General features: G+C 52.6%; 21 protein-coding genes. 8 read left to right on the forward strand and 13 right to left on the reverse strand.

Annotation, left to right across the window (positions count from 1 at the left end):
* Window positions 1–167 precede the first annotated feature (167 nt).
* Together CKL79_RS05930 and CKL79_RS05935 are read left to right on the forward strand one after the other, a co-directional pair.
* The gene (locus tag CKL79_RS05930; protein WP_121968672.1) at window positions 168–518 is read left to right on the forward strand and encodes a hypothetical protein; all 351 of its coding nucleotides are present in this window, start codon (window positions 168–170) and stop codon (window positions 516–518) included.
* Window positions 493–1,044 (forward strand): gamma-glutamylcyclotransferase family protein, encoded by a 552-nt coding sequence (locus CKL79_RS05935; protein WP_121968673.1) that lies wholly within the window; start codon window positions 493–495, stop codon window positions 1,042–1,044. The genes CKL79_RS05930 and CKL79_RS05935 overlap by 26 nt, the downstream gene beginning before the upstream one ends.
* Here the strand turns inward: CKL79_RS05935 and CKL79_RS05940 are convergent.
* The 9 genes from CKL79_RS05940 to CKL79_RS05980 all read right to left on the reverse strand — a co-directional run bounded on the left by CKL79_RS05940 (window position 1,041) and on the right by CKL79_RS05980 (window position 8,445).
* Window positions 1,041–1,994, reverse strand: a complete 954-nt coding sequence (locus CKL79_RS05940; RefSeq protein ID WP_121968674.1) for a F0F1 ATP synthase subunit gamma — start codon at window positions 1,992–1,994, stop codon at window positions 1,041–1,043. The genes CKL79_RS05935 and CKL79_RS05940 overlap by 4 nt on opposite strands.
* A 72-nt stretch (window positions 1,995–2,066) precedes the next feature.
* Complete coding sequence (gene atpA, locus CKL79_RS05945) at window positions 2,067–3,584, reverse strand: F0F1 ATP synthase subunit alpha (RefSeq protein ID WP_121968675.1); 1,518 nt, start codon at window positions 3,582–3,584, stop codon at window positions 2,067–2,069.
* A 92-nt stretch (window positions 3,585–3,676) separates the two neighbouring features.
* Window positions 3,677–4,228, reverse strand: coding sequence for an ATP synthase F1 subunit delta (gene atpH / locus CKL79_RS05950; RefSeq protein ID WP_121968676.1), 552 nt, complete (start codon window positions 4,226–4,228; stop codon window positions 3,677–3,679).
* A gap of 11 nt (window positions 4,229–4,239) precedes the next feature.
* Entirely contained in the window at window positions 4,240–4,764 is a 525-nt protein-coding gene (locus tag CKL79_RS05955; protein ID WP_121968677.1) for a F0F1 ATP synthase subunit B, read from the reverse strand.
* 68 nt (window positions 4,765–4,832) lie between these two features.
* Window positions 4,833–5,321 carry a F0F1 ATP synthase subunit B' gene (locus CKL79_RS05960; RefSeq protein ID WP_121968678.1) on the reverse strand — a complete coding sequence of 163 codons (489 nt, stop codon included), beginning with the start codon at window positions 5,319–5,321 and terminating at the stop codon, window positions 4,833–4,835.
* A gap of 87 nt (window positions 5,322–5,408) precedes the next feature.
* Complete coding sequence (atpE, locus tag CKL79_RS05965) at window positions 5,409–5,654, reverse strand: ATP synthase F0 subunit C (protein WP_121968679.1); 246 nt, start codon at window positions 5,652–5,654, stop codon at window positions 5,409–5,411.
* A 164-nt stretch (window positions 5,655–5,818) separates the two neighbouring features.
* A complete protein-coding gene (atpB, locus tag CKL79_RS05970; RefSeq protein ID WP_121968680.1) occupies window positions 5,819–6,565 on the reverse strand; it encodes a F0F1 ATP synthase subunit A in 747 nt (248 codons plus the stop codon).
* Between the two features lie 61 nt (window positions 6,566–6,626).
* Entirely contained in the window at window positions 6,627–7,103 is a 477-nt protein-coding gene (locus tag CKL79_RS05975) for an ATP synthase subunit I (RefSeq protein ID WP_240518702.1), read from the reverse strand.
* A gap of 127 nt (window positions 7,104–7,230) precedes the next feature.
* Window positions 7,231–8,445 (reverse strand): class I SAM-dependent methyltransferase, encoded by a 1,215-nt coding sequence (locus CKL79_RS05980; RefSeq protein WP_121968681.1) that lies wholly within the window; start codon window positions 8,443–8,445, stop codon window positions 7,231–7,233.
* A gap of 331 nt (window positions 8,446–8,776) precedes the next feature.
* On the opposite strand from CKL79_RS05980, the gene CKL79_RS05985 reads away from it, so the two are divergent.
* From CKL79_RS05985 to CKL79_RS06000, 4 genes are all read left to right on the forward strand, one after another.
* Window positions 8,777–11,524, forward strand: a complete 2,748-nt coding sequence (locus CKL79_RS05985; protein WP_121968682.1) for a phycobilisome rod-core linker polypeptide — start codon at window positions 8,777–8,779, stop codon at window positions 11,522–11,524.
* A 465-nt stretch (window positions 11,525–11,989) separates the two neighbouring features.
* Complete coding sequence (locus CKL79_RS05990) at window positions 11,990–12,475, forward strand: allophycocyanin (protein ID WP_121968683.1); 486 nt, start codon at window positions 11,990–11,992, stop codon at window positions 12,473–12,475.
* A gap of 56 nt (window positions 12,476–12,531) precedes the next feature.
* The gene (apcB, locus tag CKL79_RS05995) at window positions 12,532–13,017 is read left to right on the forward strand and encodes an allophycocyanin subunit beta (RefSeq protein WP_121968684.1); all 486 of its coding nucleotides are present in this window, start codon (window positions 12,532–12,534) and stop codon (window positions 13,015–13,017) included.
* Window positions 13,018–13,286: 269 nt separating this feature from the next.
* Window positions 13,287–13,490, forward strand: a complete 204-nt coding sequence (locus CKL79_RS06000) for a phycobilisome linker polypeptide (protein WP_121968685.1) — start codon at window positions 13,287–13,289, stop codon at window positions 13,488–13,490.
* 219 nt (window positions 13,491–13,709) lie between these two features.
* Here CKL79_RS06000 and CKL79_RS06005 read toward each other — a convergent pair whose 3' ends face one another.
* Entirely contained in the window at window positions 13,710–13,898 is a 189-nt protein-coding gene (locus tag CKL79_RS06005) for a chlorophyll a/b-binding protein (RefSeq protein WP_121968686.1), read from the reverse strand.
* Window positions 13,899–14,456: 558 nt separating this feature from the next.
* Here CKL79_RS06005 and CKL79_RS06010 point away from each other — a divergent pair.
* Window positions 14,457–14,855: an AbrB family transcriptional regulator gene (locus CKL79_RS06010; RefSeq protein WP_121968687.1), complete on the forward strand. Its 399-nt coding sequence runs from the start codon at window positions 14,457–14,459 to the stop codon at window positions 14,853–14,855.
* A gap of 2 nt (window positions 14,856–14,857) precedes the next feature.
* On the opposite strand, the gene cbiE is transcribed toward CKL79_RS06010, so the two are convergent.
* The 3 genes from cbiE to CKL79_RS06025 are packed head-to-tail and all read right to left on the reverse strand — an operon-like array spanning window position 14,858 to window position 17,341.
* Window positions 14,858–16,210, reverse strand: a complete 1,353-nt coding sequence (gene cbiE / locus CKL79_RS06015; RefSeq protein WP_121968688.1) for a precorrin-6y C5,15-methyltransferase (decarboxylating) subunit CbiE — start codon at window positions 16,208–16,210, stop codon at window positions 14,858–14,860.
* A 19-nt stretch (window positions 16,211–16,229) separates the two neighbouring features.
* Window positions 16,230–16,877 carry a precorrin-8X methylmutase gene (locus CKL79_RS06020; protein WP_121968689.1) on the reverse strand — a complete coding sequence of 216 codons (648 nt, stop codon included), beginning with the start codon at window positions 16,875–16,877 and terminating at the stop codon, window positions 16,230–16,232.
* 5 nt (window positions 16,878–16,882) lie between these two features.
* The gene (locus tag CKL79_RS06025) at window positions 16,883–17,341 is read right to left on the reverse strand and encodes a hypothetical protein (protein WP_121968690.1); all 459 of its coding nucleotides are present in this window, start codon (window positions 17,339–17,341) and stop codon (window positions 16,883–16,885) included.
* Window positions 17,342–17,571: 230 nt separating this feature from the next.
* Between CKL79_RS06025 and folD the strand changes: the two genes are divergently transcribed.
* Window positions 17,572–18,495 (forward strand): bifunctional methylenetetrahydrofolate dehydrogenase/methenyltetrahydrofolate cyclohydrolase FolD, encoded by a 924-nt coding sequence (gene folD / locus CKL79_RS06030; RefSeq protein WP_121968798.1) that lies wholly within the window; start codon window positions 17,572–17,574, stop codon window positions 18,493–18,495.
* Window positions 18,496–18,518: the final 23 nt, after the last annotated feature.

Genomic DNA, 18,518 nt, shown 5'->3' on the forward strand with positions numbered 1-18,518 from the left:
ACGAAGTCATTGTAAAGATTGTTCGCTGTCACGCACCTGGCTTTCACCACCCCCTAAGCTGCGCTATAGGCGGAGCACTAGCCGACTTTTTGGTAGCTATGCACTACTGTATAAGTGTAGTAGGTGTGCTTGATTAACTTATTGTCATTCTGTTCGCAGTGTTTGCCATGGTACAGTTTAGGCCATCAAAATCGCTGGCGTCTCAGCAGCTACCCACCGAGCTGGACTTGCCAGATACTGACAATCGCCCTGTGGACAATGAACTTCAGCTGCTGCTACCAATACTGCTGCGAAGCATTTTAGAGCTGGCCTGGGGTAACCGCTCTGACTGGTTCTTCGGCTCGAATATGGGCCTTTATTACGATCCTAAGCGGCCAGCGGTGGGGCCAGACGGATTTTTGAGCCTGGGCGTGCCGTACTATCGGCTACGCTGTAGCCTGCCTTTACCAAACATGGACACTTTACGGCACTCTAACCCTCTTAGTTTTCTGAATGCTCTACGCTGCCTACGGATCTAACCTGCACCCGCTTCGTCTTCAGCAGCGATCGCCGACAGCGCAGCTTTTAGGAACCGCCGCTGTCCCTGATATGGCTTTACGTTTCCACAAGTGCGGCTACACAGATTTCTCAGGTAAGTGCAATCTTTTGCCCTGTCACGGCGGCATCGTTTACGTTGCTATTTACGAAATATCAGCTGCTGAAATGGCGCTGCTAGACCGCAGTGAGGGGGCTGGCGCTGGCTACGATAGAGCTGCGATACCGGTCGATGGCTTTGGAGAGTGCGTCACCTATCTGGCGGCAGCAACGCATATTGATGAAGCACTGCGACCGCTCTCCTGGTACAAAGCGCTGGTATTGGTCGGCTGCAAAAGACTGGCGTTTCCTGCTCCCTATATTGAGGTAGTTCGCGATATTCCAACGGTGCAAGATCGGGATGGCGATCGCCACACCACTCACATGCAGCTAGTCGCAGACTGCGCAAATGCCAATAAAAAAAGCAGAGCCGGAGCCCTGCTTGGTTGTCGAAGCTATGAAAATCATTAGCCTAGCGCTGCTGCGCCACCGACCACTTCTAAAATTTCTTGAGTAATTGCCGCCTGACGGGCTTTGTTGTAAGAAAGCGTCAGCGACTTCATCAGATCTTTGGCGTTATCGCTAGCGCTGTTCATCGCTGTCATGCGGGATGCCAGCTCGCTGGCGGCAGACTCCTGCATCGCTCTCAAAATTTGGTTGTTGAGGTACAGAGGTAGCAACGCATCCAAGATTTGAGCCGGATTCTGCTCAAAAATCATGTCTTTAGGAAACTCGCCAGCTTCTGACTGTGGCGCGGCGGCGCGCTCTACGGCCAAGCGACCTTCCCGACTGGTGAGCCGAAAAATCTCGTCGTCACTCGATTCTAAGCCCTGAGGGTCAAGCGGTAGCAGTGTTTGAGTAACCGGCTTATTGCTCACCAAAGAGAGAAACTTGGTATAGACTAGCTCGACTCTATCGACCGATTCCGATAGAAAGAGAGAGAGCAGCTCATCAGCAATCATCGAAGCTTCGGCGGCAGTAGGAATTTGCTCTAGCCCCGTGTACTTGGCATCGATGGGCGCGTTGCGGCGCTCAAAGTACTGCACGGCCTTACGACCGACCAATACATAGGAAAAATCTAGCCCTTCTGCCTTGATTTCTTTTGCCCGGTTCTCGGCCCGGCGAATGACGTTGGCATTGTAGCCGCCGCAGAGACCGCGATCGCCCGAAATCACCAGCAGTGACACCTTCTCTACGTCACGCTGCTGCAAAAGCGGCAGATCAGAAGTGTCTTCAAACTTGAGGCGGCTCTGCAAGCCGTACAGCACCTGAGCTAAGCGGTCAGCAAAGGGCCGGGTCGCGTTGACCTGAGCCTGAGCCCGCCGCACCTTAGCCGCCGCGACTAGCCGCATTGCTTCGGTGATTTTGCGCGTATTTTTGACCGACTGAATGCGATCGCGAATTAGTTTTAAGTTAGCCATAATCTTTTGTTGTCAGGCCGCCAATCGTCCGTTATCGAAACGGTTAGCCAGCGGCCCAATCTGTGCGTCTCCCTAGGCCGCCGCCATAAATGCCTGCTTGCTCTCGTCGATAGCCGCGTTCAACAGCTCAACGGCTTCATCAGTCAGCACTTTCTTACTATTGATTTCATCGACAAACGCTTTCTTGCTGGTGTTGATATAGCCAATCAGCTCACTCACGTAGTCAGCCACCTTATCAACCGGAACGTCGTCTAGCTTGCCGTTGATGCCCGCGTAGATGACGGCCACCTGCTCAGGCAGCGATCGAGGCGAATACTGAGGCTGCTTCAAAATTTCACGCAGGCGCTGGCCGCGAGCGAGCTGAGCCTGCGTCGCCGGGTCCAGATCAGAGGCAAACTGGGCAAAGGCTTGCAGTTCGTCAAATTGAGCCAGCTCTAGCTTGACCTTGCCGGCCACTTTCTTAATCGCCTTGGTCTGCGCTGCTGAACCTACGCGAGATACCGAAATACCTGCGTTGATCGCCGGACGTAAGCCCGAGTTAAACAGGTCAGAAGATAGGAAGATCTGACCGTCGGTGATCGAAATCACGTTGGTAGGAATGTAGGCCGACACGTCACCCGCTTGAGTTTCGATAATTGGCAAAGCGGTCATGCTGCCTTCGCCTAGCTCGGGGCTGAGCTTGGCGGCTCGTTCTAGCAGGCGAGAGTGAAGATAAAACACGTCGCCAGGATACGCCTCACGTCCGGGCGGACGCTTCAGCAGCAAGGACATTTGACGATATGCCTGAGCCTGCTTGGTCAAGTCATCGTAAATCACCAGCGTGGCTTTGCCCCTGTACATAAAGTACTCAGCAATGGAAGCGCCTGTGTAAGGAGCCAGGTACTGGATGGCGGCGGGGGCATCGGCATTGGCGGCGACTACGACGGTGTAGTCGAGTGCGCCGCGCTCTTCAAGGACGCCCACGACCCGGGCGACTGAAGAGGCTTTTTGGCCGATGGCTACGTAAACGCAAATCACGTCCTGGTCGGCCTGGTTGAGAATGGTGTCGATGGCGATCGCCGTCTTCCCGGTCTGTCGGTCGCCAATAATCAGCTCGCGCTGACCGCGCCCAATCGGAATCATCGCGTCAATGGCCGTGATCCCTGTTTGTAGCGGCTCGTAAACCGACTTACGTTCAATAATGCCCGGTGCTGGTGATTCGATCAGGCGGGTTTCGCTGGTCTGAATATCACCTTTGCCGTCAAGCGGTCGGCCCAGCGTATCGACAACGCGGCCCAGCATGGCCTCGCCTACGGGTACAGCCGCAATTTCGCCGGTAGATTTAACCGTGCTGCCTTCTTGAATCTGGCGACCGGTGCCCATCAGCACTGCGCCAACGTTGTCTTCTTCCAGGTTGAGGGCAATGCCTCGGGTGCCGTCTTCAAACTCCAGCAGTTCGCCGGCCATGGCGTTGTCTAGGCCATAGATGCGGGCAATGCCGTCACCGATCTGCAAGACGGTGCCGACGCTATCAGCTTTGACATTCTGGTCGTACTGCTCTATCTGCTGCTGAATAATGCTGCTAATTTCGTCTGGTCTGATGCTTACCATAAAGAGTCGCTCTACTAACTACCGATATGTACTAAAAAATTGAGCAAGACTGCGTCCTGCTGACTGCGAGGTCTTAACCTTCTCCTAACCTTCTAAGTGGCCGCGCCTAGCTGTAACCCAATGCGGCGAAGCTGTCCGCGCAGGCTAGCATCGAGTACTTGAGACCCGATCTGAATAATCACCCCACCGAGTAGATCCCGATCTACTCGGGTCTCTAGCTCAACGGCGTTGGCTTGGGTCATGCTGGTTACTCGCTGACGCACCGTTTCCTTTTGCTCGTCGGTGAGTTCGACCGCCGATATCACCTCGGCCAGCACAGTCTGTCTAAGCTCGCGCACCCGGGATTGAAACTGCTGCAAAATTGGCTCGATTAGATAGATGCGTCCTTTATCTACCAGCAGCATTAGAAAATTCTTCATCTGCAGGTTGGTATCTTCTCCCAGCACTTGGGTCAGTACACCTTTCTTGGTCTCATCAGAAAGCAGCGGATTGGCCAAAAAATCTGACAGGCTGTCCGACGCTTTGAGCAAGTTAATGAGCTCTGCTGCCGTCTGGCTCAGCTCATCCACGCTGTCTTTTGACTGAGCGATAGACAGGAGCGCTTGGGCATAAGGAGCCGTGACCTCCGAAGTTGCCATACTCATGTTTTGTTCTCCTAATCTCCTAGCTGAGCGATGCTCTGGTCAACCAGTCGGGTCTGGACGCCTTCATTGAGGACTTCAGGCAGGCGCGATCGCACCTTCTCAATCGCCATCGCCGACACCCGCTGTCTCAGCTCGCGCATCGCTCGCTCTTCTTGAGAAGATAAGTCCTGCTGAGCTGCGGCCTTCATCCGCTCAATATCTTTGATCGACTGGGCCATGACCGCCTGTCGGGCTACTTCAGCATTGTCAGATGCTTCAGCTCGAATGCGCTCCGCCTCTTTTTTAGCCATTTGCAGCTTTTGCTGCTGATCGGCTAGTGAGGAAGACGCCTGCTTTTGCCGCGCCTCAGCCTCTTTAATTGCCGTTTCAATCTCGTCGCGGCGCTCCTTGAGCTTATCGCCCAGAAAACCCCGTCCAAAATAGAAAAGGACGCCGATGATAATGATTAGGTTAATCAGGTTGGTTTCGAGGATGTCGAAATTTAGCCCAAATCCTTTTGTCTCGGAGGCTAGCAGCCCCAACGCTTGCGTTAACACTTTCGATACCTGCTTGATCGCTTCTGCTTGATTTCTTCAGATCTGGATTGAGCGCATCGCGATGCCGCTCATACTGCTGAACCTAGCAGCTTTCCTAGAATTTGCTCGCTCAGTGCGTCTACTTGAGTTTCCAGCTGGGTTAAAGCGGCTGTCTTCTGCTGGTCTAGCTCCTGCTGTACAGATTCGCGCTGGGCTGCTGCCTCCTGCTGTGCGACTGACTGCTTTTCATCTGCGATTTTTTGAGCCTCGGCTTGGGCCGACTCAATCACGCTGCGAGCCTCACGGCGCGTCGCTGCCAGCGACTGCTCGTACTCAGTAGCCAGCTTTTCAGCTTTAGCCAAGCGCTCTTGGGCGTTGCTTTTCGTGGTGCGCACGTAGGCGTCGCGCTCATCAATGGCCTGACCTAGCGGATCGTAAAAAATGGCTTTGAGCACAGCCGTCAAAATCAGAAACTGAATGGCCATCAGCGGCAGGGTCGCGTCTAGATCAAACAGCCCCCCGGCTTCTTCAGTTGCTTCAACAGCCTCAACAGCGAGTAATGTCAGTCCCGTCCACATGGTTCTTCTCTAGATTCAAAATTTAGAAAGCGCGGGGCAAAGCATTGCGCTGAATACCCCGCTTTCGATGCCCCATAGGGAGACGATTTATACGAAGGGGTTAGCAAATAAGAGAACGAGTGCAACCACCAGACCGTAGATAGTTAGTGCTTCCATAAATGCCAAGCTCAGCAGCAGGGTGCCGCGAATTTTGCCTTCAGCTTCGGGCTGACGAGCGATACCTTCTACAGCTTGACCTGCCGCGTTACCCTGACCGATACCAGGGCCGATAGCAGCGAGGCCAACAGCCAAAGCCGCTGCGATGACAGATGCACTAGCAATAGTAGGATTCATGATGTTTTTCCTTGTGGTGTTTAGGTGTAATGCTGACTCCCCGGCTGACCTGTCCTAGAACTAGGCAGGGCGGTGAGTCAGTAAAGAGTGAGATTAATGAGAGTCTCTATCTCTCAAGGAACGGCGATCGCTCCCAAAATCTAGCCTGAAATCAAACCTGAAGCTCAAGCGTGTTCTTCACCGTGCCCTTCAATGGCTTCACCAATGTAAGCAGCCGCCAGCGTTGCAAAGATCAGCGCCTGAATTGCACTGGTAAATAGCCCCAGCACCATTACTGGCAATGGCACAAATAAAGGCACCAGCAGCACCAGTACCGCAACCACCAGCTCATCTGCCAGGATATTGCCAAACAGCCTGAAGCTCAAAGAGAGGGGCTTGGTGAAGTCTTCTAAGATGTTAATCGGCAGCAAGATTGGGGTGGGCTCAATGTACTTGGCAAAATAGCCCAGCCCACGCTTGCGAAAGCCAGCATAGAAGTAAGCCAGAGAGGTCAGCAGCGCCAGCGCCACGGTTGTATTGATGTCGTTGGTTGGCGCAGCCAGCTCACCGCCCGGAATGCGAATTAGCTTCCAGGGAATCAGCGCGCCCGACCAGTTAGAGACGAAAATAAACAAAAATAGCGTACCGACAAAAGGCACCCAGGGGCGATATTCCTTTTCACCGATTTGATCCTTGGCCAGGTCGCGAATAAAATCCAGCGCATACTCCATAAAATTTTGCAGCCCAGATGGAATACGCTCCACCTTTCGGGTAGCTAAAAAGGCCACGCCGATCAGCAGCGCCGATACGAACCAAGAAACCAGAAATACCTGACCGTGCAGCTTTAAGCCGCCAATATGCCAGTAATAGTGCTGACCGACTTCTAGCTTGGCTAAAAGTGCAGGGTCAAAAAAGTGCAGGGTGCTTAGCATCGCCGTTTAGTTCTCTTCGTTTACTTCTCTTCGTCTCTTTCGAGTTTGCGCTGATACTGGCTTACATCGCCTTTTTCTGAGGCAAGACAGCCGTCCACAGTACGAATGTAATCAGCGCGGCTTTGTAGGTCAAAAATCCCAAAAAGACGGGCAGCACCGATAGCTGCTGCCACTGCGTTGACACCACCAGCACGCCGATTAAGACGGCTAGCCGTCCGCTACTCGACTTGGGGGCCTCTCGACCGATCTTGCCGACGCTTCTGGCCAGCATTCTCAGATAAACCACGCCCGTGCAGGCACCGATCACATAGTTGAGCGCTGTGTTCAGCGAGTAAAAGCCCCAAACAAAGAGGAAAATTACCGCACTGAAGGCAACCGTCAGCCTGAGCAGGGTTTGCTGCAGCTGATAGTAATCTTGCATGGCCGTTCCAGTCGGGGGCGGCAGTTGTACCGCAGCCGGCTCCTGTTCAGCCTGGTCTGATTCCTCAGTTGCTAAGGATTCATCTGGCGTTTTAGTTGTTTTTTCGGCAAAAGTCACAGCGGCAAAATGCGGAAAAAGTTCGTCAAACCAGTCAATTTAAGACAGGGTTAACCTGTGCCAAACCAAGGCTGATCATATCATGGCAACAATACTTAGCAAAAAAGTTTTGACCAGAGAACGGGCATCAGTTTTGTGGTAGCGCTAACATAATTAGCTGTCGGGTCTGTAGCGATCGCACCCCGTCTATCGACAAACCGCTCTGTGGCAGGATATCAGCGACTGGCCGGCCCTGTTCAGGCGCGCACTTTTCTAAAAAGGCAAATTCTGCCTCTGTAATCGAGACAACTTGATAGTCGTAGTTAAAAAAGCTGCGGCTAGGCCAGCCTTCCATGCAGGGATGGCGCTCGGGAATGGCCGTTAGCAGCAGTTCATCATCAGTCCAGTTGGTTTTTTCGAGCGGCGGTCGGCTGAGGAAAAATTCAAAATGAGTTACCTCCGGGTCGAGCAGCTCAGTTAGTCGGTAGCGATCGCGCTCCGAAAGCTTCTCGGCTCTAGCTACCAGATCAGGCGCGGTGCCAATCAGCCGGGACAGATCCCAATAGGGCGGGTTAGAAAAGCCGACAAAGTCGAGGCCAGAAGCATCAACGAGATCAAACAGCGTCTCGACGTTGTAATCAATCTCTTGAGGATGCACGTACATATCGGCAAAGCATTCGTCTCGCTGATTTTCGAGTGCCCAGCGGGTCTCCTCTCGTTTTCGCAGCCGGTTTTGCTCAGGCAGGGATGAAAACAGCGTGCGGCCTACCTGGACGCCGTCTTTGTAGTCGCCCCGGCGATCGCCTTGCAGTAGCGCGATCGCCTGCTGGGTCAGCTGAATTTCCCAACGCCCGAGTTCCGCATAGACAAAAATATGGAAAATGCCGCCGGGAGCTAGTTTTTTAGCCAGTGCCTGAATGCCTCTGACCGGGTCAGGCAGATGGTGCAGCACGCCCACACAGTTAATCAGGTCAAATTCACCCGGAATCTGATCGACATCATAAATACTGAGATTGTGAAACGCGACTCGATCTGCGCCAGATCGCTGACAGCGCTCAGTAGCCACGGCGATCGCGCCTGCACTCAGGTCAATCCCCACCACTTCAGCCGCCGGGTTGAGATGAACCAAATATTCGGTGCCGACCCCCGTACCGCAGCCCGCATCTAAAATTCGCACCTGGTCGCGCGACGGCTTGCGGCCCGTACAAAAGCTATAGGCAGAGGGCCAGTGCCAGCGCCAGTTGTAGCCAGGAGGAGCCTCATCTAGCAGCGGCTCAGGCGGAAAGGGATAGGTATCATAAAGCTGGGCAACAGCCGAACTGACTGCCGAATCTGAACGCGCTGCCGAAGAAGACTCTGCCATAGTCACTGTTCACTGAGTAGATATTCAAAGATCACCTTCATAGCATCACCTGGTACGCCCAGTGATGCAAAACCGAAGGAAAACAAAAGCTACAAAACTTAACTCTACTCTCAGAGAGTTCAAACGATCTCGTATGATCGTCGGGGGAAAGGTTTGCGCAGTTTTGGATAGGTTCTGGCAAGCCCTCACGCAGTAACGGTATCCGATTAAACAATACGGTTCTTAACAATACCGCAGTCGCCTTTCCAAATCGTTTTACTCTGAGAACACGAAACCCAACCAACTGCTTTTAACGAGTCCTCATTCTTATATAGGGAGTCTTTGAGAACCCATGACAGTGACAGCCAGTGGCGGCAGCTCTGTAGCACGGCCCCAACTTTACCAGACCCTGCCCGCTTCCACGATTGCTCAGGCGGAGCAAAAAGACCGCTATATGGAGCGCACCGAACTCGGTGAACTCAAGACTTTTTTTAGTTCGGGTATGAAGCGATTAGCGATCGCCCAGACCGTGACTCGCTACTCCGAGCTGATCATTTCCCAGGCGGCTAACCGTATCTTCACTGGCGGCTCTGCCCTGTCATACCTGGAGAAGCCAGGTGACGCGCCGATGGAAATGAGCCGAGGCGGCGTGGCGCTAGACGAAAAAGAATCGACCAAGCTAGGCACTTCTACCTTTGTCGATACCAAGAATAGCAGCGGCGGCATTTTAGACAGCGTCCGCAACCTACTGGTTAACAATCCCGAAGTCGGGCCTACCCCCCCTGGCTTCAGACCGATTAACGTAGCTCGCTATGGCCCCAGTAACATGCAAAAGTCCCTGCGGGACATGAGCTGGTTTCTGCGCTACCTCACCTACGCGATCGTCGCAGGCGATCCCAACATTATTAAGGTGAACGTGCGCGGCCTCCGCGAAATCATCGAAAACGCCTGCTCTACGCCAGCTACTCTGGTGGCGCTGCAAACTATGCGGGGCGCTTCAGTCGGCTATTTCAAAGACGACCCAGAAGCTCAAGACATCCTGCGTCAGTACTTCGATGTCATGCTCACTGAGTTTCGGGGGCCGACGCCTTCTGTTAAACTGCGCCAGCGCCAGTCTAATGATTTGCAAGGGCTACAGCTACCCCAAATCTACTACAACGCCTCAGAGCGTCGGCCTATCTACGCCATGAAGACGGGCCTGTCTTCGATTGAGAAAATCGATATTATCAAGGCGGCCTATCGTCAGGTGTTTGAGCGCGATATCACCCGCGCTTACTCGCAGTCGATTTCCGACCTGGAGTCGAAGGTGAAAAATGGCGAGATTTCTATGAAGGAATTCATTCGCCGCTTAGCCAAGTCACCGCTCTATCGCAAGCAATTTTACGAGCCCTTTATCAACAGCCGGGCGCTAGAACTGGCTTTCCGTCATATTCTCGGTCGCGGCCCTAGCTCCAGAGAAGAAGTGCAAAAGTACTTCTCTATTGTTTCTGAAGGCGGCCTGCCGAAGTTAATCGACGCCCTGGTCGATTCTAAGGAATATGCCGACTACTTCGGCGAAGAAACCGTTCCCTATATTCGCGGCTTGGGTCAAGAAGCTCAAGAGTGTCGTAACTGGGGAGCGCAACAAGATCTGTTTAACTACAGTGCGCCTTTCCGTAAGGTGCCTCAGTTCGTCACGCTGTTTGCTTCGTATGAGCAGCCCTTGCCCGACCAGCATGTCTATGGCGCAGGTAACGATCCGCTAGAGATTCAGTTTGGCGCAATCTTCCCGAAAGAGACGCGCAATCCTAGCAGCAGCCCAGCTCCCTTTAATAAAGACACCCGGCGCATCCTGATCCATCGGGGCGCAGGTATCAATAACCAGGTCAGCAATCCAGCGGCGCGGCCCGAAGCGCCTGGCTCTCTGGGGTCAAAGGTCTTCAAGTTGCAGCAGAATGCCTACACAGGCGACAATTCAGCCAGCGTCAAGTTCACCGAAAAGTCCACAAGGACAATTATCGACGCCATCTACCGTCAGGTGTTTGGCTACGATGTATTTGCTGGACAGCGCCTCAAAGTCGCTGAAAATCGTCTGGAGACAGGCGAAATCAACGTTCGCGACTTCGTCAGAGCCATTGCCAAGTCAGAGACTTTTCGTAAGCGCTATTGGACTTCGCTGTACGTGATGAAGGCTGTGGAGTTCATTCACCGCCGACTGCTGGGGCGTCCGACCTACGGCAGACAAGAGACCAATAAGTACTTCGATATCTGTGCGAAAAAAGGTTTCTACGCGCTGGTTGACGCGATTGTAGATTCTCAGGAGTATACCGAGTGCTTCGGCGAAGATACGGTGCCTTACGAGCGCTACCTGACGCCAGCAGGGCAGGCAATGCGATCGCTCAGAGTCGGCTCCATCCAAGACACCGGCGCTCGGGTAGAAAAGGCTAGCACACCTCGCTTCATTGAGCTAGGCGCTGTGTCTACAGAGCGGCCTACGCCTGAAGTGAAGCAGCGCATCCGCCAGGGTGTGAGCGTACAGCGCGAGCAGAAGAAGATCTTCAAACTCACTAACACTGCCGATAAGAAAGCTGTCAAAACGGTGGCACAAGCGGCCTACCGGCAGATCTTCGAACGCGACATTGCCCCTTATGTTGTTAAGGCCAGCGAGTTCTCTGAGCTTGAGAGCAAGCTGAGCAATAGTGAGATCAACCTCAAAGAATTCATTGAGGGACTGGGTTGCTCTAGACTCTATATCAAAGAGTTCTACGCCCCCTACCCCAACACCAAGGTGATTGAGCTGGGAACCAAACACTTCCTGGGCAGAGCGCCTCAAGACCAAGGAGAGATTCGCAAATACAACAAAATATTGGCGGCTGAAGGTATCCGTGGCTTTATCCGAGCCTTAGTAGATACCCCAGAGTATGCTCAGTATTTTGGTGAGGATACCGTGCCCTACCGGCGCTTCCCCACGCTGCCAGCGGCTAATTTCCCTAACACTGAGATTCTCTACAACCGTCTAACCAAACAAAGCGCCGAAGTTGTCGTTCCTAGCTTTGAGCCGACAGATTCAACTATGCCCGTCGAACAATTGCCGTTAATGGCAAGCGCTACGGGAGAATAGGCACGGAGCCACGAGCAAGCAACTCAATCGTTCAATGCTCTGTGAAGGGCGCAACATTTTGCGCCCCTTATCCGCACGGTACAGACTACTGGGCTGAACTTGCCTTGCTCATCAATTTCTGAGGATCTTTATTACGAAATATTTCCAAACCTCTAAGAAGGTCAGCGGAATGCCGGAAAATGTTTACGGAAGGTAGCTGAGCCGAACAAGATGAGCTTACTCAAAGCGTAGATCTGATGAACTGATATCTTGTTTGCTTGCAAGCGGAAAAGTTTGATTCTCTACGGTAGGCCCTTCGTCACTTCTCCTCTCGTTCTTGCCGGTTAATGCTCTTAAAGCTGCACAGCAGTTCGCAGGGCATTGGCATGTAGGGTTAGAGATTGAGATAGCTGACTAAAGCTTAGCTGTTTGTTTTTTGAAAGCCAGTTGCACTCATCTGGTTTATTCTTTCGGAGGAATCCATTAATGAGTATAGTCACGAAGTCAATCGTGAATGCCGACGCTGAGGCCCGCTACCTCAGCCCCGGCGAATTAGATCGCATCAAGGGTTTTGTTACCTCTGGTGAGCGTCGTGTGCGCATCGCCCAGGTCTTGACTGAGTCCCGTGAGCGCATCGTTAAGCAAGCTGGTGACCAGCTATTCCAAAAGCGCCCTGATGTGGTCTCCCCTGGTGGCAACGCCTACGGCGAAGAGATGACCGCAACTTGCCTGCGCGATATGGACTACTATCTGCGTCTGATCACCTACGGTGTAGTCGCAGGTGACGTTACCCCAATCGAAGAGATTGGCCTGGTCGGCGCTCGTGAAATGTACAACTCCCTTGGCACCTCCATCCCTGCGATGGCTGAGTCAATCCGTTGCATGAAGAACGTTGCTGGCTCCATGATGTCTGGAGAAGATGCGACCGAAGCTGCCTCTTACTTCGACTACGTGGTTGGCGGTCTGCAGTAGGCCTCGGCTGCCCTCGTTTTTTCATCATTCAAAGTCAACTTTAAGGAAGCGCACCTATGCAAGACGCAATTACTGCTGTTATTAATGCTTCAGACGTTCAAGGTAAGTACCTCGATCAGTCTTCAATGGATAAGCTCAAAGCTTATTTCCAAACTGGTGAGCTGCGCGTTCGTGCGGCTACTTCCATCAGTGCTAATGCGGCTGAAATCGTGAAGGAAGCAGTGGCTAAGTCCCTGCTGTATTCCGATATCACTCGCCCCGGCGGCAACATGTACACGACCCGTCGCTATGCTGCCTGCATCCGCGATCTCGACTACTACCTCCGCTACTCCACCTATGCAATGCTTGCAGGTGATCCCTCCATTCTCGATGAGCGCGTGCTCAACGGTTTGAAAGAGACCTACAACTCGCTAGGCGTTCCGGTTGGTGCAACTGTTCAGGCCATTCAGGCTATGAAAGAAGTCACTGCTAGCTTGGTCGGCGCTGATGCTGGCAAAGAAATGGGCGTTTACTTCGACTATATCTGCTCTGGCTTAAGCTAGCAGGCAGGTAGTCTACCTCGATGACGGTTGGCTCTACGCGAGCTGATCCGCTTCCATCAAAATAGGATTCATTGATTTTTGATGATCCTAACTTTCTCTGTCTAGAAGTCTGGGGTGAGTGTTAGAAAATTAAAGGCTTAGCAGAAGGAGGCGTTGAACCCTTCTTATTACCTGAGAGGCTTTGATTGGTTAGCATTGACTTATCAGACTTCTAGATAGCGTTTGAATTCAAAAAGTTCAGGTTTCAGATACCAGAGAGGCCCCTTGTTATGCGAATGTTTAAAGTGACTGCCTGCGTTCCGAGCCAAACCAGGATTCGCACTCAGCGCGAGCTACAGAACACCTACTTTACAAAGCTAGTTCCTTACGACAATTGGTTTAAAGAGCAGCAGCGCATCCAAAAGATGGGCGGTACGATTGTCAAAGTAGAACTGGCTACTGGTCGTCAGGGCGCGAACACAGGTCTAGCGTAGATCTATTCTTAAGATTTTCACAGGTCTAGCTGTGCATAGCGTAGCAGCGTTGCTAGGAGTGGGTCGCTAGCGAATAGGCTATCTCACTTCACCAGATATTATTATTTTTGACGGGGCTCATCTGACAAGCCTTTGCTGGTTAAGGAGTAAGGTGTATTGCACACTCTGCTCCTTTTTTAGTGGCCGCCGTCAGGGCAACGCCCAAGGCTAACCTGACGCTTAGCGGAGCCCAATCCACGTAAAGAAGTCTTGGCGGGTCAGAAACTCCGTTACCAGCAAAGCAGCAAACCCGATCATGGCAAACCGCCCGTTAATTTGCTCAGCGTACCGGGTCCATCCAAAGCTAGGCGGTGCGTCATTTGGCGAGGTTGGCTGAGTAGGCTGGTCTTTTGGCGGTGATGTAGTCATAAAATAGCTAGATAGGATTGCATCTGTATTGATATCTTATTACACGCTAGATCAACCCTGGACAAAGCTCGATTCGTCAGATTACATTCATTAAGCTGAAAGCATCCTATAAGAATTGTTAGAAAAATAATGCTGTTAGGGTCTAACTTGCTTCGTATAGATAAAACCTTCTACAAGAGATAGGCAAATTAATAGGTTGCTCGCTAGCATCTAAAGATATAACCTAAGGCAATTAGAATGACAGCAAAAAAATAGAATAGAAAATTAGAATATTTGCTTTATAACAATTTAAGTATGGCCTAAGAAGGATCCAAAGTGCACTAGAGGTGACGAGCAGCTGATCCGACAGCCGCTCTGGGCTAAATCTCTGTCGCTGGGGGTTGAAATATATATTGATGCCGATATATGTTTCTATCTGCCGCACTGCAATTTCACTACAGTTTCTATTGACTGTTGCGGTTATATAATATTTTTTCGTGCGCTCGCATGAATCACTACAGGCGAGCGGTATCCCCACAGAGCTTTTTGTAAACTTTCAAGCGTTAACGTTCAAAGATCATGGCTGAAAAAAATGTGCCGCTAAAGGGGAAAGCACTACTTCAAAAGTTTGACGAGCTAGCTCATCTGTCTAAGAGAGAAAGGGCGCAGGGGTGTGGCTACTACACGCTGACCAAAGATAATCAAGTTCGGGCTAACTTAGCTGATTTTTACAATGCTCTCCTAGAAGCGAAAGGCATTTCCCTGAATCCTGAAGGCTCAAAAGACGGTAGGGGACGCGAACCAACTTATCGGGTGAGTGTTCATAAAAACGGCCAAATTGTGATCGGTTCTACCTACACTCAAGAGATGGGGCTCAAGCCTGGAGACGAGTTTCAAATCAAGCTGGGCTACAAGCATATCAAGCTCGAACAGCTCGGCCACACCAAAGATGATGATGTTGATGAGGCGGCTGAGTAACGTCATTGAGCTGGCTGGGTAAGGTGTGGGTATAGCGTCACTAACGTCACTGGATTTAGCGGCGAAAACCGAGTTAGCGGCCCAATAGGCAACGAACGCGAAATGTTGATTTGAGTGAGCTGATATTGCCAGGTGTTTTCAGGTGTTGACTTCACCCAGCTAATGACCTGATTGAGGTGTTCTACGGTTGCTAGGGCGAGCACGATACGAGCGTCTGCTGGGGCGTTAGAATCAGCTGAATTTGTTAGCATTCGGTGATTCAGCAGGTTGAGAATGGCTGCGAGCTGGCCGCTACTGCCACCGATAAAGACTCGTGCTGGCTGCGGTAGGCAATCTAATGCTGTAGGAGCCTGCGCGTGAACGACGTTGATAGGGGCGATCGCCAGTCGCTGAGCATTGTGCTCAATCAGCGCCGCTCCCATGGCGGTTTTTTCAATGGCGTAAAGACGGGCGTTGGGGCACAGCCGACTGAGCTCTATACTGACTGACCCGGTACCTGCGCCGATATCCCAAATCGTCTGTCCGTCTAGGGGGGCTAGAGCTCCTAAAATCAGCAGCCGAATTTCCCGCTTAGTCATCAGCGTTGGGCGATCAGGAAACCCTTTGAAAGCGGCGTCTGGTAGGCCAATTAGCGGCAGGCGTTTTTGAGAAGTCGGGCTATCTGTCTCATCTGGCTGACGTAGCAGCACAACGACATTCAGAGGGGCAAAGGTCTGCTGCTGGAGCTGCTCAAATTGGTCGGGCGAGTATACGCTGAGCCGCTCACGCGCATCGTCACCTAAATTTTCACAGACCCACAGGCCATAGCGCACTGGCAAATCGAGCGCGGTGATCAGGGCAGCGATCGCCCCAGGCGTTAAAACGCTATCGGTCAGCACAGCAATTTTGGCATCGCCTCTTTTTAGCGGCTGCATCAGCGGCTGCTCGCTCCGTCCGTGCACGCTGACCAGCGTGGCATCTTGCCAGGGCAGCTTCAGCCGGCTAAATGCTAATTGCATCGCGCTGACCTGCGGATGAAAGACCAGCTGCTCAGCCGGAAATAGCGTCAATAGCAGCCGCCCAATGCCAAAAAATAGCGGATCGCCCGACGCTAATACGACTACGCGGGTCTTGGGATGGGCTTGGAGGCGCGATCGCAAGTCAGCAAACACCTGAGTAAAATTGCCGAGCGGCCAAGATTCTATAGCCGTATCACTCCGCTCAAAGGCATTGAGATGACGTTGAGCGCCCACTAAAAGAGTGGCTGACTCTACCAGACTCAGAACACCGGTCGATAGGCTCTTAGCGCCGGAAAGCCCTACGCCAACTACCTGAATAACCGGTAACGCTTGATCGAACTCAGATTGATCCGGCATCAGTGGCACTTAGTAATATTCACAGTGACTGTTCCCAGGCCCAAATCATCAGCGCGTTTAAGATAGCTGCCGCGACTGCGGAGCCGCCCTTACGTCCGGTCACCAATATATGAGGCACCGCTAGCTCGGCCAGCGCTTGCTTAGATTCCACCACGTTGACAAAACCAACGGGTGCCCCAATCACTAACGCAGGCCGCCAGTCACTATTCGCGATTCCTTCGCAGAGCGCCAGCAGCGCTGTGGGCGCATTGCCCACAGCAAAAATGGCTTCCGGATAGGCGCGAGCGCAAACTCGCATACCGTCAGCACTGCGAGTCTTTACGGGCAGCGTTGAGACAGATGGCGTTTGGGTAGGTGAGGAACCCTCGGACTGCTGTACTGCCACCATTACTGGAGACTGCCAGGTTTTAGCGGCCACCGTGCCAATTCCCGCTGCCACCATAGACACATCGGTGATAATCGGCTGAGCTTTTTGAAAAGCCCTCATAGCCGCGCTGAAGGGTTGACCGCTAAAACGCATTAGCTGCATGAAGTCAAAATCAGCCGTCGTATGAACCACCCTCCGTACCACCGCGTACTCAGCTGCAGTAAAGTGATGGGAGCCTACTTCCTGGTCAATTAGACCAAAGCTCGTGCGAGTAATGGGATGCTCTGAGTAGATAGTCATCCCGGCTAGCTGTCTATCTGGCGATAGGACTGCTCTTCTAAGTAAACTTCACTGGCGTCAATCGCTTCGACCGCAATGGTTTCGTAGCGTACTAGCCCTTCTACAGTCGCCTGATCACCCACTTCAGGCGCTGCGGGGCGCTGAGTCATCACCCAAAGGCTACCCGTCTCATCCTGCAGCAGATAAAGCCAGCCTGCTAAAAGGGGAACTCGCCGGGCTACGGTTCCCGTAACGACGACGGTTTCATCTTGTTTGTCAGCCGCTAGCGAGTCGATGGCGATCGCCGATTGACCCGGAAGAACAGCGGGCAGCGGAATGGGCGTATTGAGTGGCGCTTCCAGCTGCATTTCAGTTGTGGTACAGCCGCTGAGTATCAAACCGCAAAGCATCAAAACTGATTGATGCTGAACTGAGCGCAGCGTGATCCTGCTGACGATGTTAGACAGCTCAAAACGAGGCTTCATATGAATGCTCCCACGACTGGTATCGGTCAATAGATTCTACGATTCCAGAAGAAATACATCAGAGGAAATACATCGGGGAAAGGCCCAACCAAATCAGATTTTTTCTACAGCGCTTTGGTAATCTGGTTTCAGTACTCTCATGCAAATGCCCTGGTCATGCTGATCCTCTGACTAGCTGCCCTAGCTGCTTGCTCGGCCTCCTCGATATGAGGTCTGCTGATTCTAACATTATGGCTCAACTCCTCGACGGGAAAGCTCTCGCGAAACAGATTCAAACCGACCGTTTGGCCAGTATCCAGACGTGGCAGGCCAACCATGGCAGACCGCCCGGCCTGGCTGTGCTGATGGTGGGGGATCACCCTGCGAGCATGGCCTATGTCCGCAATAAAGAAAAAGCTTGTGAACGCATGGGTATCGCTTCGCTCGGAAAGCACTTGCCGGCGGACAGTTCGCAGCAGGCGATCGCCGATGAAATCTTGGCGCTCAATCAAAACCCACAGGTAGACGGTATTTTGGTACAGCTACCGCTGCCAGACCACTTAGACGCGACCGCCCTGCTCAACCTGATTGATCCTGAGAAAGATGCCGATGGTCTGCATCCGATCAATCTGGGTCGGCTAGTCAGAGGCGAGCCCGGTCTGCGCAGTTGCACACCTGCTGGCATCATGCGACTGCTCGATGCCTATCACATTCCCCTGGCGGGCAAACGGGCAGTGGTGCTAGGGCGCAGCATTTTAGTGGGCAAACCCATGGCGCTGCTGCTGTTAGCGGCAAACGCTACCCCCACTCTAGCCCATTCAAAAACCCAGAATTTAGCTGAAGTCACGCGCTCAGCCGATATTCTAGTAGCAGCTGTTGGCATTCCTAACTTTGTTAGCCAAGCCATGGTTAAGCCAGGTGCGACTGTCATTGATGTGGGGATCAACCGGGTGCCCGACCTGGTAAATGATCCTAGCGGCGGCAAACCTAGCAGCGGCAAACCTAGCGGCGGCAAAACCAGGCTCGTTGGCGATGTCGATTTTGCCGCAGTCGAACCGATTGCGGCTGCGATTACCCCGGTACCCGGCGGGATTGGCCCGATGACGGTGACCATGCTGCTAGAAAATACGATCGCCAGCTATTGCGATCGCCTGCAAATCAAATCTATCGCTTAAAATCCAACCTCTCTACTAGCCTC

The organism is Leptolyngbya sp. BC1307, assembly GCF_002286735.1.
GTDB lineage: Bacteria > Cyanobacteriota > Cyanobacteriia > Phormidesmidales > Phormidesmidaceae > Phormidesmis.

Bases quoted from the DNA above. Each gene is read 5' to 3' on its own strand.
- CKL79_RS05930 (WP_121968672.1), top strand. From the start codon at position 168: ATGGTACAGTTTAGGCCATCAAAATCGCTGGCGTCTCAGCAGCTACCC.
- CKL79_RS05935 (WP_121968673.1), top strand. From the start codon at position 493: ATGCTCTACGCTGCCTACGGATCTAACCTGCACCCGCTTCGTCTTCAG.
- CKL79_RS05940 (WP_121968674.1), bottom strand. From the start codon at position 1,994: ATGGCTAACTTAAAACTAATTCGCGATCGCATTCAGTCGGTCAAAAAT.
- atpA (WP_121968675.1), bottom strand. From the start codon at position 3,584: ATGGTAAGCATCAGACCAGACGAAATTAGCAGCATTATTCAGCAGCAG.
- atpH (WP_121968676.1), bottom strand. From the start codon at position 4,228: ATGAGTATGGCAACTTCGGAGGTCACGGCTCCTTATGCCCAAGCGCTC.
- CKL79_RS05960 (WP_121968678.1), bottom strand. From the start codon at position 5,321: ATGTGGACGGGACTGACATTACTCGCTGTTGAGGCTGTTGAAGCAACT.
- atpE (WP_121968679.1), bottom strand. From the start codon at position 5,654: ATGAATCCTACTATTGCTAGTGCATCTGTCATCGCAGCGGCTTTGGCT.
- atpB (WP_121968680.1), bottom strand. From the start codon at position 6,565: ATGCTAAGCACCCTGCACTTTTTTGACCCTGCACTTTTAGCCAAGCTA.
- CKL79_RS05980 (WP_121968681.1), bottom strand. From the start codon at position 8,445: ATGGCAGAGTCTTCTTCGGCAGCGCGTTCAGATTCGGCAGTCAGTTCG.
- CKL79_RS05985 (WP_121968682.1), top strand. From the start codon at position 8,777: ATGACAGTGACAGCCAGTGGCGGCAGCTCTGTAGCACGGCCCCAACTT.
- CKL79_RS05990 (WP_121968683.1), top strand. From the start codon at position 11,990: ATGAGTATAGTCACGAAGTCAATCGTGAATGCCGACGCTGAGGCCCGC.
- apcB (WP_121968684.1), top strand. From the start codon at position 12,532: ATGCAAGACGCAATTACTGCTGTTATTAATGCTTCAGACGTTCAAGGT.
- CKL79_RS06000 (WP_121968685.1), top strand. From the start codon at position 13,287: ATGCGAATGTTTAAAGTGACTGCCTGCGTTCCGAGCCAAACCAGGATT.
- CKL79_RS06005 (WP_121968686.1), bottom strand. From the start codon at position 13,898: ATGACTACATCACCGCCAAAAGACCAGCCTACTCAGCCAACCTCGCCA.
- CKL79_RS06010 (WP_121968687.1), top strand. From the start codon at position 14,457: ATGGCTGAAAAAAATGTGCCGCTAAAGGGGAAAGCACTACTTCAAAAG.
- cbiE (WP_121968688.1), bottom strand. From the start codon at position 16,210: ATGCCGGATCAATCTGAGTTCGATCAAGCGTTACCGGTTATTCAGGTA.
- CKL79_RS06020 (WP_121968689.1), bottom strand. From the start codon at position 16,877: ATGACTATCTACTCAGAGCATCCCATTACTCGCACGAGCTTTGGTCTA.
- CKL79_RS06025 (WP_121968690.1), bottom strand. From the start codon at position 17,341: ATGAAGCCTCGTTTTGAGCTGTCTAACATCGTCAGCAGGATCACGCTG.
- folD (WP_121968798.1), top strand. From the start codon at position 17,572: ATGGCTCAACTCCTCGACGGGAAAGCTCTCGCGAAACAGATTCAAACC.